We start from the raw sequence: 15352 nt of genomic DNA on the forward strand, positions 1-15352 counted from the left end.
GGAGAGCGTGACAGGACCTGTGGTGGTGGTCGGCGACACCCTGCTCGACCGGGACGTCGAGGGCATCGTCAACCGGCTCTGTCCGGATTCCCCGGCCCCGGTGCTGGACGAGATGGCGCACGTCGACCGGCCCGGCGGCGCCGGGCTCGCCGCGCTCTTCGCCGCGCTGCGCGGTGCCGAGGTGGTGCTGGTCACCGCGCTCGCCGACGACGCGGGCGGGGCCCGGCTCGGCGTGCTGCTGGCCGCCGCGGGGGTGCAGGTGTATCCGTTGCCGCTGGCCGGCGCCACGCCGGAGAAGATCCGGTTGCGGGCCGGGGGCCGGGTGCTGCTGCGCCACGACCGGGGTGGCGGCGCGGGCGAGCCGGGGAACCCCGCCGAGGCGGTGCTGCGGGTCATCGAGCGGGCGTCGGTGGTGCTGGTCAGCGACTACGGCCGGGGGGTGGCGCGCCAGCCGGCGCTGCGGGCAGCCCTGGCCGCGACCCGGGCCCCGGTGGTGTGGGATCCGCACCCGCGCGGGCCGGCGGCGGTGCCCGGGGTGCATCTGGCCACCCCGAACGAGAACGAGGTGCGGGACCTGGTGGAGGTCCCGGCGGCGGCCACCCGGCTGGCCAGCGCCGCCGAGGGCGCCGAGCGGCTGCGCCAGCGCTGGCGGGCCGGCGCGGTAGCGGTCACGCTGGGCGCCGACGGCGCGTTGCTCAGCCATGCCGGTTCGACGCCGCTGATGGTGCCCGCCCCGATCGCCGCCGAGGGGGACACCTGCGGTGCCGGCGACCGCTTCGCCGCCACCGCCGCGCTCGCCCTGGCCCGGGGCGCGGTGGTCTCCGAGGCGGTGCAGGAGGCGGTGGCCGACGCCTCGGCGTACGTCGCGGACGGCGGAGTGGCGAGTGCGCTGCCGCCGCCGGTACGCCGGGCGCCGCAGGCGGTGCACGCCGCGGTGGACGGTGACCGGGTCGGAGTGGCCGCGGCTGCCGCTGTGGTGGCCCGGGTCCGGGCGGCCGGCGGGACGGTGGTTGCCACCGGCGGTTGCTTCGACCTGCTGCACGCCGGTCACGTGGCGACCCTTCAGGCCGCTCGACAGCTCGGTGACTGTCTGGTGGTGTGCCTCAACTCCGACGCCAGTGTCGGCGGCCTGAAGGGACCGGACCGGCCGGTCATGCGCCACGACGACCGCAGCCGGTTGCTGGCCGCGCTGAGCTGCGTCGACGCGGTCATGATCTTTGACGAGCCGACGCCGGCCGCGGCGCTGTCCTGGCTGCGTCCGGACATCTGGGTCAAGGGCGGGGACTACGCCACCGGTGGCGGTGACGGTGATGCCTTGCCCGAGGCGGAGATCCTGCGCCGGTGGGGAGGGCACACGGTGGTGGTGCCATACCTGGACGGCCGCTCCACCAGCCAACTGATCGCCGCGAGCCGTGAGGTCCGGGCATGAGCCCGGCGCGGACCGTGCTGGTCACCGGCGGGTCCAGCGGGCTGGGGGCGGCGGTCGTCGCGGCGGTGGCCCAGGCCGGCGGGCGACCGCTGGTGCTGGACCGGCGGGCACCTGCCGACGGGGTGCCGTGGATCGAGTGCGACCTGGCCGACACCCGGGGCGCGGAGCAGGCCACCCGACAGCTCGCCGAGCGGGTGGGTGGGCTGGACGCCGTGGTCACCGCCGCCGGCATCGACGTGCCCGGCCGGCTCGCCGACGTGCCCGGCGAGACCTGGGACCGGATCGTCACGGTGGACCTGCTGGCCACCGCGGCGGTGATCCGGGCCGCCCTGCCGTTCCTGGAGGCGTCCCGGGGCAGCGTGGTCACGGTGGCGTCCACGCTGGGCCTGAAGGCGGTGAGCGACGCGACGGCGTACTGTGCGGCCAAGTTCGGGGTGGTCGGGTTCACCCGGGCCCTCGCCGCCGAACTCGCCGGCCGGGTGGGCGTCACACTGCTGGTGCCGGGCGGGATGCGGACCGCCTTCTTCGACGAGCGGGACGCGCAGTACCGCCCGGGGCCGGACGCGATCCTCAACGATCCGGCGGACACCGCCGCGGCGGTGCTGTTCGCGCTCTCCCAGCCGGCCGGCTGCGCGGTCCGCGAGCTTGTGGTCTGCGCCGAGCAGGAGACCTCGTACCCGTGATCCTGGCCCTGCGCGCGTTGGGCGTCGGTGACCTGGCCACCGGGGTTCCGGCGGTGCGGGCGCTGCGGGCGGCCTACCCGGAGCGGGAGTTGGTGCTCGCCGCGCCGGCCTGGCTGGCTCCGCTGGTCGCGCTCGTCGGCGGCGTGGACCGGCTGCTGCCCAGCGACGGACTGGGCCCGCTGGACCATGCTGGCGGTGCGGTAGAGGTCGCGGTCAACCTGCACGGCCGGGGCCCGGACTCGCACCGGCTGCTCGCCGCGACCCGACCCGGCCGGCTGCTCGCCTTCGCCAACCCCGAGGCCGGGCACCACGAGGGACCGCCGTGGGACGACGACGAGCACGAGGTGGCACGCTGGTGTCGCCTGTTGGCGGCGTACGGCATCGCGGCCGACCCGACGGACCTGGACCTGCGCCGCCCCGAGCCGGGCGAGCTGCCCACCGGTGTCACCGTGCTGCACCCGGGCTCGAAGGTCGCCGCCAAGCGCTGGCCGGCCGGGCGGTACGCGGCCCTGGCCCGGGAGTTGACTGCCCGGGGCCACCGGGTGGTGCTCACCGGCGACGCGGGGGAGTGGAGCATCGCCGGGTCGATCGCCGCCGAGGCCGGGCTGTCCCCCGGCGCGGTGCTGGCCGGCGGGACCGACCTCGGTCGACTGGCCGGGCTGGTCGCGGGCGCCCGGCTGGTGATCAGCGGCGACACCGGGGTGGCCCATCTGGCCACCGGTTACCGCGTCGCCTCGGTGGTGCTGTTCGGCCCGGTGCCGCCGAGCCGGTGGGGCCCGCCGCCGGAGCGCCGGCGACACCTGGCGCTCTGGGCCGGTCCGGGGGCATGGCCGGGCTGGGACGGGGTAGGCAGCCATCCCGCGTTGGCCGCGCTCAGCGTCGACGAGGTGCTGGCGGCCGTGGACGAGGTGGAACGGGTGGTGCGTGCCGACCGTGCGGTTGCGGCGTAGCGATCCGGGCCGGCCGGGGTACGCCCGGCGGCGGCGCGGTGCCGGCTGGTCGTTTCTCGACCCGCGCGGCGAGCCGGTACGCGACCTCGACGAGCTGTCCCGGTTGCGGTCGCTGGTCATCCCACCCGCGTGGCGTGACGTCTGGATCTCGCCGTACCCGCACGGGCACATCCAGGCCACCGGCATCGACGCCGCGGGCCGCAAGCAGTACCTCTATCACCCGCTCTGGCGGCAACGGCGGGACGAGGCGAAATTCGACCATGTGTTGGAGGTGGCGCGCCGGTTGCCGGTGCTGCGGGAACGGGTCGGTCACGACCTTGCCGGACGCGGGCTGCGCCGGGAACGGGTGCTGGCGACGGTGACCCGGCTGCTGGACACCGGCATCTTCCGTATCGGCAGCGACCAGTACGCCGCCGGCGACGATCCGACGTTCGGGGTGGCCACCCTGCGTCCCGAGCACGCCCGGTCCCGGCGCGGCTGTGTGCTCTTCGAGTTCCCCGCCAAGGGCGGCATCGAGCAGGCCCGGCTGGTGGAGGACCCCGAACTGTGCCGGGTGCTTGTCAACCTGCGTCGCCGGCGGCGGGCCGCGGACCGGCTCTTCGGCTACTGGGACGGACGCGACTGGCGGGACGTCCGCGCCGACGAGATCAACGACTATCTGCGTACGGCGAGCGGCGGCGAGATGACCGCGAAGGACTTCCGCACCTGGCACGCGACGGTGCGGGCCGCCACCGAACTGGCCGGGTTCGCCACGGCCCGGTCCGTCACGGCCCGGCGACGGGCGGTCGCCGGGGTGATGCGGGAGGTGGCGGAGCTGCTGGGCAACACCCCGACGGTGGCCCGCACGTCCTACGTCGATCCCCGGGTGGTGGACCTGTTCCACGACGGCGTGGTCGCCCCGGTCACCCGGGACGCTCCCCGAGAGCAGGCCGAAGAGGCGGTGCTGACCCTGCTGGAGCGGGCCTGACGGCCGTTTCAAGATCGGGGCTGCGCGAAAGGGCAGCGCGGCTGGCTGCCCGTGTCCTTCACGAGACGCCGCAACTGGTGCCCAAAACCGGTCCGGAAGCCGCGACATGCCGCAACTCGTGCTGGCGAGCAGGCTCGTCCACCCGGGCGTGTGCGTGGAGTGAAGCAGAGCAGAGGAGGGCCGGACAGCAGGTGGCGACGGCGACACGTTCATCGCCACGGAGGGTCACCGACGCAGAGTGGAGAGCCCCGGCAGCCAACAGCTACCTATTGATTTTGAAACGGTCGTGGGAGCGGGCCTGAGTCAGACCCAGCGGACTTGGCGTATCGCAGCGATTGGCATGAGCAGCGTGATGTCACGGTGAAATTTTGATTTCTCGCTGAGATCACGGCTGTTCGACCAGATGCTCCTGGTTCCCGTCGTCGACCACCTCGCCCGACGCGTACACCACACCAAGGAGGGCTGCTTCCCGCCCGATCCCACCCGCTTCCCCTGACTCATATCACCGGATCTTCAGGCGCGGGAGTTGATCAGCATTTCGACGCCGTCGAGGATCCGGTCGAGGCCGAACCGCCACTCCAGGTCGTCGTCCTCGTCCTCCTCCTCGCCGACCTCGGCCATCAGCTCGTGGATCGCCGGATACGGCCCGGTGGCGGTGACCACGGCCAGGTGGTGCCAGTAGCGCTGGCCCGCCTCGTTCGGTGTCTGTCCGGTCCGGGCCGCGGCCTCGGCGAGGTCGGCGGTGAGCATTGCCCAGCTGCGCGCGTACCCGCTTACCAGCAGGACGGTGGAGACCCGCTCGGTGGCGCGCAGTCCGGTGCCGCGCAGCGCGAGGAAGCCGTACTCCATCCAGCGCACCGAGTTGGGGTTGATCGGCGCGCCGCTGAGCGGCACCTGCTGCATCCACGGTTGGCGGCGGAGCGCGGCGAGGTTCCCCTCGCCCCAGCGGGCCAGCGCCGGTCGCCAACCCTCGTCGGGGCCGCGCGGCGGAGGTGGCGACCCGTACGCGGTGTCGACCATCAGGTCCAGCAGGTCGTGCTTGGTCGGCACGTACCGGTAGAGGGACATGGTGCCCACGCCCAGCTCGCTGGCGATCCGGCTCATCGACACCGCGGCCAGCCCGTCGGCCTGGGCCACCCGGATGGCGGTGGCCACCACCTGTTCCAGGCTGAGGCTGCGCTTCGGGCCCCGGGACGGACGGTCGCGCAGTCCCCAGGCGAGCGCGATGTTCTCGGGCAGCGGCACGTCGTTCGGCAGGTCGCTGTCGGGTTCGCCCACTCCACCTCCCAGGCCGGGCTTGACGATCATCCTAGCTTCTGCGTACGGTCTACGCATTAAAGCGTATGCCATACGCAGATAACGGAGGGTGAGTTGTGCCTGAACCACCAGCTGTCGAACTTGTCGACCTGCGCAAGTCCTTCGGTGATGTCGTCGTCCTCGACGGCCTCTCCCTGCGGGTGCCGATGGGCGGGGTGCACGCCCTGCTCGGCCCGAACGGCGCCGGCAAGACCACCACGGTGCGGATCCTGGCCACGCTGACCCGGCCCGACGCAGGCAGCGTCCGGGTCGCCGGCCATGACGTCCTGCGCGAGCGGCGGCGGGTGCGGCGCACCATCAGCCTCGCCGGGCAGCACGCGGCCCTCGACGACGAGCAGACCGGCGCGGAGAACCTGACCATGCTGGCCCGGCTCACCGGGCTGTCCCGGCCGGCGGCCCGCGAGCGAGCCGCCACGCTGCTGGAGCGTTTCGACCTGACCGCTGCCGCCGGGCGGCGGGTGCGGACGTACTCCGGCGGGATGCGCCGTCGTCTCGACCTGGCGGCCAGCCTGGTCGGCACGCCCTCGGTGATCTTCCTCGACGAGCCCACCACCGGCCTGGACCTGCGCAGCCGGCAGGGGCTCTGGGAGATGATCGGCGAGTTGGCCCGGGCCGGGGTGACGGTGCTGCTCACCACGCAGTACCTGGAGGAGGCCGACCGCCTCGCCGAACGGATCGCGGTGCTGCACGGCGGGCGGCTCGCCGCCGAGGGGTCCGCGGCCGACCTCAAGCGGCGGTACGGCGCCCAGCGGCTGGAGCTGACCTGGGCCGACACCGCCGGCTACGCCGTGGCGGCGGCCCGGTTGGGCGATCGCGTGATCCACCAGGAGCCGGCCCGGCGGGAACTGGCGGTGGCCACCGACGGCAGCGCGCCACACGTACGCCACCTGCTCGACGAGGTCGACCCGGACCGGCACGGGGTGGTCCGGTTCACCGTGCGGGAGGCGACCCTGGACGACGTCTTCCTGACTCTCACCAGTGCGGCGACGCGACCCGACCCGGAGGTGGCGGGTGTCTGAACTGAGTTTCCGGCCGGTGCACGCCACCGCGATGATCGGCCGCTGCGTACGACTGTCCCGGCGCAACATCGACGCGCTGCTCACGTCGCTGCTGCTGCCGGTGCTCCTGATGCTGCTCTTCGTCTACCTCTTCGGCGGGGCGATCCAGACCGGCACGGAGTATGTGACCTACGTGGTCCCCGGTGTGCTGCTGCTCTGCGCCGGCTTCGGTGCCGCGGGCACCGCGGTGAGCGTGACCACGGACATGACGAACGGCATGATCGAGCGGCTGCGCACGATGGACGTGGGCGCCACGTCGATCATCGGTGGGCATGTGCTGGCGAGCGTGGCCCGTAACGCCGTCTCCACCGTGCTGGTGCTGGGGGTGGCGGTCGCCATCGGGTTCCGGCCGGCCGTCGAGCCGCTGCGCTGGCTGGCCGCCGGCGGCGTACTGCTGCTGTTCCTGCTCGGGGTCTCCTGGCTGTCGGCGGCGTTCGGGCTGCTCGCCCGGACCCCCGAGGCGGCCAGTGGCTACACCTTCCTGGTGATATTCCTGCCCTACCCCAGTAGCGCTTTCGTGCCGGTCGAGACGATGCCGAGCTGGCTGCGCGGCTTCGCCGAGCACCAGCCCGTCACCCCGGTCATCGAGTCGCTGCGCGCCCTGTTACTGGGCACCCCAGTCGGCGCGGCACCCCTGCGGGCCACCCTCTGGTTCCTCGCCCTACTGGCGGTAGGCATGCTGCTCTCCGCCGCATTCTTCCGCCACCGCACCACCTGACCCCCCTTCCACAAATCTCCCCGTTGATCATGAGGTTAGCGGCAGTTGAGGAGATCAACTTCGCCGCTAACCTCATGATCAACGGGGAGTCTGGGGGGTCGGGGGGTTCGGGGTTAGTCGTTGAGGATTTCGGCTAGGCGGTCGCGGAAGCGGCGCTCCGACGGGGTGACGGGGCTGGCACCTAGGCCGAGGATGCCGCCGCTGCTGGCCGCGCCGACCACCTGCTCGGCGATCTCCACCAGCCAGTGCCGGTACGCCCCCGCCTCACCCTCGTCCACCTTGGCCGCCAGCAGCGCCGCGGCCTCCTTGGCCCGGCCCAGCACGTCCTCGGCGTAGGCGCGGGGGTCGGCGGGCGCGATGACCGGCAGTTCCTCGCCGGCTTCCGGGTCGCCCACCCGGGTCACGATCTCCCCGGCCACGGCCGCCACCAGCGGGCTTGCCGACTCCCGGCCGGCCGAGATGCTCTCCAGGCCGGCGGCGCCCTCGGCCATGGTGGCCCGGGCGCCGTCGGACTCGGCGGCGCTCGCCGCGGTGAGCACCGACTGCGGCAGACCGACCAGCAGCCCCCATTCCTCGTCCGAGAAACCGAAACCGGTGTACGCCGGTTCTTCGATCACGGCTGTGTCCCTCCCGCTCGTTCGTCCACCTTCATCGCCGCCCGCATTCCGCGAAACGGCGGCGGCTGGCCCAGGTTAGTTCAGGGTCAGCAGCCCCTGCTCGGACACCACGCTCACCGACAAGGTCTTGTACCCGACCTCCTCGAAGAGGACAGTCATCCGTCCCTCCTCGTAGCTGAGCACCAGACCGGAGCCCCATTCCGGATGCCGGACCTGGCTGTGCACGGGGAACGGCCCGACCGCGCCGTTGTCGGCGACGCTGGTGCCGGCGTGGCAGTTGTCGCAGTGTCCGCAGATCTCGGTCATCTGCTCGCCGAAGTAGGCGAGCAGCGTCTGACCCCGGCACGTGTTGGTCTCGGCGAAGGCGCGCATCATGTCGGTCCGCGACCGGGTCAGGCTCTGCTGACGCTCGGCCTCGGCCAGGGCGGCCTCGGCGGCCTCGACCGGGGCGGGGGAGTAGCGCGGCGCGCCGACGCGCTGCCGCGCCCGGGGCTCGGCGGCGCCGACCTGCTCCAGCAGGGCGAGGTACTGCCCGAGCTTGCGGGGTCCGAGCCCGGTGACCTCGCGCAGTTCCGTGCGGGTGGCCGGGGCGCGGCGCAGCAGCGCGGCCAGGTCGCGCAGTTCGGTGGCGTCGGGCAGGCCGCCGCTGAAGTAGCGTTGCAGCCCTACGTCCTCGGCCTGCCAGAGCAGCAGTACGCGGGCCGACTGCCCGTCACGTCCGGCCCGGCCGATCTCCTGGAAGTAGCTGTCCGGCGAGTCCGGCAACGCCATGTGCACCACCCAGGCGATGTTCGGCTTGTCGATGCCCATGCCGAACGCCGAGGTGGCCACCATGATCGGCACCTGGTCGGCGAGGAAGTCCTCGTGCAGCCGGGCACGGGCACCGCTGGCCATCCCACCGTGGTAGTGCTGCGCCGGGAAGCCGGCCTCGGTGAGCCGGGCGGCGAGTTCCTCGGCCGCCCGGCGGGTGGGCACGTAGATGATGCCGGGTCGCTCGTCCTCGCGCAGCAGCGCGATCAGCCGTCGCCACCGGTAGTCCTCGGTGGCGCAGTGTGCCACCTCCAGGAAGAGATTGGGTCGGTCCAACCCGGAGACCACGATCTCCGGTTGGCGCAGCCGCAGCCGGGCGACGATGTCGTCGCGTACCGGCGGGGAGGCGGTGGCGGTCAGCGCGACCACCGGTGGTCGGCCGATGCCCTCGATGAGCTGACCCAGGGCCAGGTAGTCGGGGCGGAAGTCGTGCCCCCAGGCGGAGATGCAGTGCGCCTCGTCGATCGCGACGAGTGCCGGTTTCAACGCGCGCACCTCGGCCAGCCGGTCCGGGTTGGCCAACTGTTCCGGGGTGATGAAGAGGAACTCGGCCCGGCCGTCGCGGATCTCGGCGATCGCCTCGGCCTGTTGGCTCGCGCTCTCGTCCGAGGAGATCCGCACCGCCCGCAGTTCCGGTCGCTGCCGCTCGTTCAGCGCGGCGATCTGGTCCTGCTGGAGGGCGAGCAGTGGTGAGATCACCACCGTCGGTCCGGGGATCAGGCTGGCCGGGATCTGGTAGATCGCCGACTTTCCGGCGCCGGTGGGGAGCACGACCAGGGCGTCGCGCCGCTTCATCACGGCCCGCATGGCGGCCAGTTGGTTGGGGCGCAGGGCGTTCCAGCCGAACAGGCTGCGCGCCGCGCGCCGCAACGACATCGAATGCGTGGTCAGCTTCATCGAGGGCCGCAGGTACCCGGGTGCGCCGACGGCGAAACCCCGCCGGCGCGGGGTATCCGGCTCACCGTGCCCGGGGCAGCACCTCGCGCTGGTACAACTTCATCAGCCCCTGCCAGTGCGGCCCGGTGTTGGCGACGTAGACCTCGTCGAAGCCGGCCTTGGCGTACGCGTCGATCTTCGCCAGGTGCGCGTCGGTGGCACTGCCGCAGACGATTCCCTCGGCCACCGCCTCCGGGGTGACCAGTTCCGCGGCCTGCGCGAAGTGGCGTGGCGACGGCAGCACCTGCAACAGTTCGCCCGGGATCGCCTCGGTGGGCCAGCGTTCGTACGCCAGCCGTACGCCCTCCTCCTCGGTCGGCGCGTACGCGGCCTTGAAGCCCGCCTGGCACGGCTTGTCGCCACCGCCCTCCTCCCGGAACCGGCGGACCAGGTCGGCGTCGGGCATGGTGTTGATGAAGCCGTCGCCGATGCGGCCGGCGAGCCGCACCGCCTTGGGGCCGAACGCGGAGACGTAGATCTGCGGCGGCGTCTCGGGCCGGGTGTAGATCCGGGCGTGCTCCACCCGGTAGTGCCGCCCGTAGTGGTTGACGAACCCGCCGTCCCACAGCTTCCGCATCACCTCGACCGCCTCCTCCAGCATCTCCAGCCGGACGTCGGCCTGCGGCCACGGGTCGCCGAGGATGTGTTCGTTGAGCGCCTCGCCCGAGCCGACCCCGAGGACGAATCGGCCGCCGAGCAGTACCGCGCTCGTCGCCGCGGCCTGGGCCACCACGGCCGGGTGGATGCGTGTGGTCGGGCAGGTCACCGCCGTGGTGACCGGCAGCGAGACGGCCTGGCTCAGCGCACCGATCACCGACCAGACGAAGGGGCTCTGGCCCTGGGCGTCGATCCACGGATGGTAGTGATCAGAGATCCAGAGCGCGTCGAACCCGGCCTGTTCGGCGGCCCGCGCCTGCGCCAGCAACTCGGCGGGCGAGTATTCCTCAGTGGACAGGAAGTAGCCGACCTTCATCTTTCCCCCTCACCGTGGTGGTGCCTGCGGCGGTACCCAGGCGGGGGCCGGTCACACCACGAAAGGGCCGGTCACACCACCGGAGGGGCTCAGCGCCGGAACATCGCCCGGATCGCGACGAAGAGCAGCAGGCCGCCGACCACCAGGCCGAGCAGTCGTACGCCAGGGATGTCGGCCGGGCTCGTCGCGTCGGCAAGCAGCAGCGGGTCCATCTCCGCACTGTCCCGGGGCAGCGCTCCCAGAGCAACTGTAAGGTTTATTGACTAATTGGGTAGCCCGGTGTGACCATGTCTGCACCGCCGGGTGGCGGGGAGTCCACGGCGCAGGAGGCGGGGGGCGACGCTCGCATGGGCGAGAGCAATCTGGCGGGGCTGGCCGCCGCGGTGCTGCAACCAGGCTTCGTCGGCACCGTCCCACCGGCCTGGGTGTGCCGCTGGCTGGGCGAGGGGCTCGGCGCGGTGGTGCTGTTCAGTCGCAACGTCGTCGACCCGGGGCAGGTGGCCGCGCTCACCGCGACGCTGCGCGCGGAACGACCCGACGTGATCGTCGCCATCGACGAGGAGGCCGGGGACGTCACCCGCATCGAGTCCGGCCGGGGCAGTTCCCGTCCGGGGAACCTGGCTCTCGGCGCGGTGGACGATCCGGCGCTCACCGAGCAGGTCGCCCGCGACCTCGGCGACGAACTCGCCGTCGCCGGCATCACCCTGAACTACGCGCCGGACGCCGACGTCAACGCCAACCCGGACAACCCGGTGATCGGCGTACGGGCCTTCGGCGCCGAGCCGACGCTTGTCGCCCGCCACACCAGCGCCTGGATCCGGGGCCTCCAGGCCGGTGGCGTCGCCGCCTGCGCCAAACACTTTCCCGGCCACGGCGACACCCGGGTCGACTCGCACCACGACCTGCCCCGGATCAGCGCGGACATCGACCGCCTGCACGCCGTCGAACTGGCTCCGTTCCGGGCCGCCGTCGCGGCCGGCGTGCAGGCGGTGATGACCGGACACCTGCTGGTGCCGGCGCTCGACCCCGAGCTGCCGGCCACGCTCAGCGGGCGGATCCTGGGGGGCCTGCTGCGCGAGGAGATGGGCTTCAACGGTGTGGTGGTGACCGACGCGGTGGAGATGCGCGCGGTCGCCGGCCGGTACGGCATCGCCGGTGCGGCGGTGCGGGCGCTGGTCGCCGGCGCGGACGCGATATGCGTCGGCGGTGAACACGCCGACGAGGAGACCGCGCGGCACCTGCGGGACACGATCGTGGCGGCGGTGGTCACCGGGGAACTGCCGGAGGAGCGGCTCGCCGAGGCGGCGAAGCGGGTCGGTCAGCTCGCGGCGTGGACGATGGCCGCCCGCGCGGCCCGACCTGACGATGCCGCCCGCCCGGCCAGCGGCGGCTCGGCGATCGGATTGGCTGCCGCGCGGCGCGCGCTGCGGGTCACCGTCGCCGACCGGGCGGCCCCGGCGTTGCCGTTGACCGTCGCGCCGCACGTGGTGGAGTTCGCGCCGCCGCACAACATCGCGATCGGGTCGGCGACCCCGTGGGGAGTGGCCGCCCCGCTGACCGAGGTCATGCCAGGCACCACGAGCGTCCGCTGGCGCTCCGAGACGCTGCCCACCGACCCGATCGCCGGGGCCGCCGGCCGCCCGCTGGTCCTGGTCGTGCGGGATCTGCACCGGCACGGCTGGATGCGCGCGGCCGTCGACCGGGCGCTGGCCCAGCGGCCCGACGCGGTGGTGGTGGAGCTGGGGGTGCCGGCCCGGGTGGTGGGCGCGGTGCACGTGGCAACCCATGGCGCCACCCGGGCCACCGGCCGGGCCGTGGCCGAGCTGCTCGGCGCGGCGGCGGTCAGTCCAGGCTGGTGACCAGGTCCGCGTACTCGGGGTGGCGGTCGATGAAGGCGGCCATGAACGGGCACCGGGGCACCACCCGCTGACCCTGCGCGCGAACCTTGTCCAGCGTGCCGCGCATCAGCGCCGAGCCGACGCCCCGGTTCTGGAAGCCCGGGTCCACCTCCGTGTGCGTGAAGATCAGCACGTCGTCTCGCGGCACGTACTGGGTGAAGCCGGCGAGCGCGTCGTCGACCAGGATCTCGAAGCGGCGGTTGGCGGGATCGTCCTCGATCAGCATGCTCACCTGTCCATTGTCCCCGGCCGTGCCGCGACACCGGAGCGGTTCGCCGGTGCGGCGTACCCTTGTCCGCGTGATGACGAAGCCCTCCGCTGGCAAGCTCCTTCGTACCCCGGCCCGCAAGAGCGCCCTGGCGCTTGTCGGTCTCGCGCTCGGCGCGGCCCTGTCCGCCGGCTGCAGCAGCGAAGGGGCCAGCACCGACTGCCGTCTGGACGCCTGCACTGTCACCTTCGACCGGGGCGTGGACGCCCAGGCCAGCATCCTCGGTGTGGACGCCCGGTTGGTCGAGGTCAAGGACGACGTCGTCACCATCGAGGTGGCCGGGCAGCAGCTCTCCCTGACGGTCGGCCAGCAGGCCGCCGACGTCGGCGGCCTCGCGGTCACCCTGGACAGCGTCACCGATTCCGAGGTCCGGGTGGACATCTCGCGGAACCCCGGCTGACCTCGGTCGCGGGCGGCGACAGGCACGTTTGGAAATCTTCACGTTCGGAGATTGAGGGCCCATGTCTCTCACCCGTAACGCCGAAGCCACCGCCTCCCGTACGGCTGACAGCCGGTGGCTGGAACTTCTCGCCCGGGCCGGTTTCATCGGCTACGGGATCGTGCACCTGTTGTTCGGCTGGCTGGCACTGCAGATCGCGTTCGGCAACTCGTCCGACGACGGCGACCAGTCCGGCGCGCTGCGTACCCTCGCCGAGCAACCGATGGGTCAGTTCGTCGTCATCGCCATCGCCGTCGGCATGGTCGCGATGGCGATCTGGCAGGCTCTGGAAGCGGCCGTCGGCCACCAGACCGAACGCGGCAACGACCGCACCAAGGAGCGGGTCATCTCCGCCGCCCGGACGGTCATCTACCTCTGGCTGGCCTGGACGGCCTGGAAGGTCTTCTCCAACGCCAACTCCGACAGCGCCTCGCAGCAGGAGGAGCTGACCGCCCGCCTGATGGAGTCCACCGGCGGTCGGTGGCTGGTCGGGCTCGCCGGCCTGGGCCTGATCGGGCTCGGTATCGGCATGGCCATCTACGGCTTCAAGAAGAAGTTCATGAAGCGCCTCAAGACCGGCGAGATGAACGCCAAGACCACCCAGCTGGCCCGTCGGCTCGGCATGGCCGGCTACATCTCCCGGGGCAGCGCGTTCGCCGTCACCGGTCTGCTTGTCGTGCTGGCCGCCGTCAACTACGACCCGGAGAAGGCCCGTGGCCTGGACGCCGCCCTGCGTACGCTGCGTGACCAGCCGTTCGGCGCCATCCTGCTGACGCTCATCGGTCTGGGCATCGCCGCCTTCGGCCTCTACTGCTTCCTCCAGTCCCGCTACCGCAAGGTCTGACTTCTCCGCCACCCCGCAGTGGCCGGCGGCGAAGATCCGAGGCAACATTGCCCCTTTATGTGGATCTCGCCGCCGGTGGAGAAGGAGAAGAACAGGTGCACAGCTACCTCGTGACGATCGTCGCCGCGCTCGCCGCGGCGGCGATCGCCCTTGCCGTGGTCGAGGTGGTCCATCGCCTCACCAAGCGATGGGGTCGCCGGTCGCTGCTGTTGACCGAGCTGTCGGAGCACGCGCACCGCTCCTTCCAGGTCGCCGCCACCGTGCTGGCCGTGCAGTTCGCCATCCGGTTCAGCACCGGCTACGCGGTCGGCAGCGGCTGGCGGCAGGCCCTGCTGCATCTGCTGGTGCTCGCCGTCATCGCGGCCACCGCCTGGCTGGTCGCCTCGCTGCTGGTGGTCGTCGAGGACACCGCGCTGGCCCGGTTCCGGGTGGACGTGCCGGACAACCGGCACGCCCGCCGGGTCCGCACCCAGGTCGTGATGCTGCGCCGGGTCACCATCGTGGTGATCGTCGTGCTTGCCCTCGGCGTGATGCTGATGACCTTCCCCGCCGTACGCGGCATCGGTGCCGGCGTACTGACCAGCGCCGGTGTGGTCGGTATCGTCGCCGCCCTGGCCGCGCAGAGCCTGCTGGGCAACGTCTTCGCCGGCCTGCAACTGGCCTTCAGCGACGCGGTCCGCCTCGACGACGTGGTGGTGGTCGAGGGGGAGTGGGGCCGGATCGAGGAGCTGACGCTCAGCTACGTGGTGGTGCAGATCTGGGACGACCGGCGGCTGATCCTGCCCACCTCGTACTTCACCAGCACCCCCTTCCAGAACTGGACGCGTACCGAGGCGAAGGTGCTCGGCACCGCCGAGTTCGAGGTCGACTGGTCGGTGCCGGTGCAGGCCATGCGCGAGGAACTGCGCCGCCTGGTGGAGAGCACCGAGCTGTGGGACGGCCGGGTCTGCGTACTCCAGGTGACCGACGCGACCGGCGGCATGATCAAGGTTCGCGCGCTGGTGAGCGCCGGCAGCGCCGGTGCGCTGTGGGACCTGCGCTGCCTGGTCCGCGAGCATCTGGTTGCCTGGGTACGCGACCAGCGGCCCACCGCGATGCCCCGGCTGCGTGCCGAGGTCGGCGACGGCGCGGGGAACCTGCCCTGGCAGTGGGTGCAGCCTCGGCGTCGTCCCAGCACGCCCCGCCCGGCCGACGCCGACGTCCCCGACGACGCCCGCCTCTTCGGCGGCAGCGACGACGGCGACGCGCGCAGCGAAGCCTTCGTCGGCCCCGACGAACCCGCCGCACCCGCCGAAGCCCGCCACTGACCGCGACCGAGTTGCGCCGTCGCTCCCGGAAACGGCCCCGGTGGAGGTTTGGCGGCGCGTTTGGTGGGGACCTGCTGCGCGACGCTTCTGTTCCTTGTCTGCGGACAGGATTGGCAGGCGACGACTTCGGGCATACAG

Annotated in this window: 16 protein-coding genes; 10 read left to right on the top strand and 6 right to left on the bottom strand. The window is 72.5% G+C overall.

Annotated elements, in window-relative coordinates; all coding sequences use genetic code 11:
- The first annotated feature begins 7 nt into the window (after positions 1 to 7).
- Genes C1I93_RS04655 through C1I93_RS04670 form a run of 4 tightly spaced genes read left to right on the top strand, consistent with a single transcriptional unit; the run spans position 8 to position 4029 of the window.
- Positions 8 to 1429, top strand: coding sequence for a PfkB family carbohydrate kinase (locus C1I93_RS04655; RefSeq protein WP_111241990.1), 1422 nt, complete (start codon positions 8 to 10; stop codon positions 1427 to 1429).
- Positions 1426 to 2112 carry an SDR family oxidoreductase gene (locus C1I93_RS04660; RefSeq protein ID WP_111241963.1) on the top strand — a complete coding sequence of 229 codons (687 nt, stop codon included), beginning with the start codon at positions 1426 to 1428 and terminating at the stop codon, positions 2110 to 2112. Before C1I93_RS04655 ends, C1I93_RS04660 begins: the two co-directional genes overlap by 4 nt.
- Positions 2109 to 3062: a glycosyltransferase family 9 protein gene (locus tag C1I93_RS04665; protein ID WP_111241964.1), complete on the top strand. Its 954-nt coding sequence runs from the start codon at positions 2109 to 2111 to the stop codon at positions 3060 to 3062. The genes C1I93_RS04660 and C1I93_RS04665 overlap by 4 nt, the downstream gene beginning before the upstream one ends.
- Positions 3046 to 4029: a DNA topoisomerase IB gene (locus C1I93_RS04670; RefSeq protein ID WP_111241991.1), complete on the top strand. Its 984-nt coding sequence runs from the start codon at positions 3046 to 3048 to the stop codon at positions 4027 to 4029. The genes C1I93_RS04665 and C1I93_RS04670 overlap by 17 nt, the downstream gene beginning before the upstream one ends.
- A 513-nt stretch (positions 4030 to 4542) precedes the next feature.
- Here the strand turns inward: C1I93_RS04670 and C1I93_RS04675 are convergent.
- Positions 4543 to 5307 (bottom strand): TetR/AcrR family transcriptional regulator, encoded by a 765-nt coding sequence (locus C1I93_RS04675; RefSeq protein WP_212808570.1) that lies wholly within the window; start codon positions 5305 to 5307, stop codon positions 4543 to 4545.
- A 95-nt stretch (positions 5308 to 5402) separates the two neighbouring features.
- Here C1I93_RS04675 and C1I93_RS04680 point away from each other — a divergent pair, with 95 nt between their 5' ends.
- Together C1I93_RS04680 and C1I93_RS04685 are read left to right on the top strand one after the other, a co-directional pair.
- Positions 5403 to 6365 (top strand): ATP-binding cassette domain-containing protein, encoded by a 963-nt coding sequence (locus tag C1I93_RS04680; protein WP_111241966.1) that lies wholly within the window; start codon positions 5403 to 5405, stop codon positions 6363 to 6365.
- Positions 6358 to 7122 (top strand): ABC transporter permease, encoded by a 765-nt coding sequence (locus C1I93_RS04685; RefSeq protein WP_223256361.1) that lies wholly within the window; start codon positions 6358 to 6360, stop codon positions 7120 to 7122. The genes C1I93_RS04680 and C1I93_RS04685 overlap by 8 nt, the downstream gene beginning before the upstream one ends.
- A 113-nt stretch (positions 7123 to 7235) precedes the next feature.
- On the opposite strand, the gene C1I93_RS04690 is transcribed toward C1I93_RS04685, so the two are convergent.
- The 4 genes from C1I93_RS04690 to C1I93_RS32250 all read right to left on the bottom strand — a co-directional run bounded on the left by C1I93_RS04690 (position 7236) and on the right by C1I93_RS32250 (position 10670).
- Complete coding sequence (locus C1I93_RS04690; RefSeq protein WP_111241967.1) at positions 7236 to 7739, bottom strand: hypothetical protein; 504 nt, start codon at positions 7737 to 7739, stop codon at positions 7236 to 7238.
- 75 nt (positions 7740 to 7814) lie between these two features.
- A complete protein-coding gene (locus C1I93_RS04695) occupies positions 7815 to 9446 on the bottom strand; it encodes a RecQ family ATP-dependent DNA helicase (protein WP_111241968.1) in 1632 nt (543 codons plus the stop codon).
- Positions 9447 to 9507: 61 nt separating this feature from the next.
- Positions 9508 to 10458 (bottom strand): TIGR03557 family F420-dependent LLM class oxidoreductase, encoded by a 951-nt coding sequence (locus C1I93_RS04700; protein WP_111241969.1) that lies wholly within the window; start codon positions 10456 to 10458, stop codon positions 9508 to 9510.
- Positions 10459 to 10547: 89 nt separating this feature from the next.
- Positions 10548 to 10670 carry a hypothetical protein gene (locus C1I93_RS32250; RefSeq protein WP_258378261.1) on the bottom strand — a complete coding sequence of 41 codons (123 nt, stop codon included), beginning with the start codon at positions 10668 to 10670 and terminating at the stop codon, positions 10548 to 10550.
- Positions 10671 to 10805: 135 nt separating this feature from the next.
- Here C1I93_RS32250 and C1I93_RS04705 point away from each other — a divergent pair, with 135 nt between their 5' ends.
- Positions 10806 to 12317, top strand: a complete 1512-nt coding sequence (locus C1I93_RS04705; protein ID WP_111241970.1) for a glycoside hydrolase family 3 protein — start codon at positions 10806 to 10808, stop codon at positions 12315 to 12317.
- Here the strand turns inward: C1I93_RS04705 and C1I93_RS04710 are convergent.
- Complete coding sequence (locus C1I93_RS04710; protein WP_223256365.1) at positions 12301 to 12582, bottom strand: GNAT family N-acetyltransferase; 282 nt, start codon at positions 12580 to 12582, stop codon at positions 12301 to 12303. The two genes, C1I93_RS04705 and C1I93_RS04710, sit on opposite strands and share 17 nt — an antisense overlap.
- Before the next feature lie 76 nt (positions 12583 to 12658).
- Here C1I93_RS04710 and C1I93_RS04715 point away from each other — a divergent pair, with 76 nt between their 5' ends.
- From C1I93_RS04715 to C1I93_RS04725, 3 genes are all read left to right on the top strand, one after another.
- Positions 12659 to 13024, top strand: coding sequence for a hypothetical protein (locus C1I93_RS04715; RefSeq protein WP_111241972.1), 366 nt, complete (start codon positions 12659 to 12661; stop codon positions 13022 to 13024).
- Between the two features lie 61 nt (positions 13025 to 13085).
- On the top strand, positions 13086 to 13907 hold the full coding sequence (locus tag C1I93_RS04720; protein WP_111241973.1) for a DUF1206 domain-containing protein: 822 nt from the start codon (positions 13086 to 13088) through the stop codon (positions 13905 to 13907).
- A gap of 95 nt (positions 13908 to 14002) precedes the next feature.
- Positions 14003 to 15214: a mechanosensitive ion channel family protein gene (locus C1I93_RS04725; RefSeq protein ID WP_111241974.1), complete on the top strand. Its 1212-nt coding sequence runs from the start codon at positions 14003 to 14005 to the stop codon at positions 15212 to 15214.
- Positions 15215 to 15352 lie beyond the last annotated feature (138 nt).

Source organism: Micromonospora endophytica (assembly GCF_003236305.1).
Lineage (GTDB): Bacteria > Actinomycetota > Actinomycetes > Mycobacteriales > Micromonosporaceae > Micromonospora > Micromonospora endophytica.

Coding starts and splice junctions, on each gene's coding strand:
- C1I93_RS04700 (WP_111241969.1), bottom strand. CDS start 10,458: ATGAAGGTCGGCTACTTCCTGTCCACTGAGGAATACTCGCCCGCCGAG.
- C1I93_RS04695 (WP_111241968.1), bottom strand. CDS start 9,446: ATGAAGCTGACCACGCATTCGATGTCGTTGCGGCGCGCGGCGCGCAGC.
- C1I93_RS04710 (WP_223256365.1), bottom strand. CDS start 12,582: ATGCTGATCGAGGACGATCCCGCCAACCGCCGCTTCGAGATCCTGGTC.
- C1I93_RS04715 (WP_111241972.1), top strand. CDS start 12,659: ATGACGAAGCCCTCCGCTGGCAAGCTCCTTCGTACCCCGGCCCGCAAG.
- C1I93_RS04720 (WP_111241973.1), top strand. CDS start 13,086: ATGTCTCTCACCCGTAACGCCGAAGCCACCGCCTCCCGTACGGCTGAC.
- C1I93_RS04660 (WP_111241963.1), top strand. CDS start 1,426: ATGAGCCCGGCGCGGACCGTGCTGGTCACCGGCGGGTCCAGCGGGCTG.
- C1I93_RS04705 (WP_111241970.1), top strand. CDS start 10,806: ATGGGCGAGAGCAATCTGGCGGGGCTGGCCGCCGCGGTGCTGCAACCA.
- C1I93_RS32250 (WP_258378261.1), bottom strand. CDS start 10,670: ATGGACCCGCTGCTGCTTGCCGACGCGACGAGCCCGGCCGACATCCCT.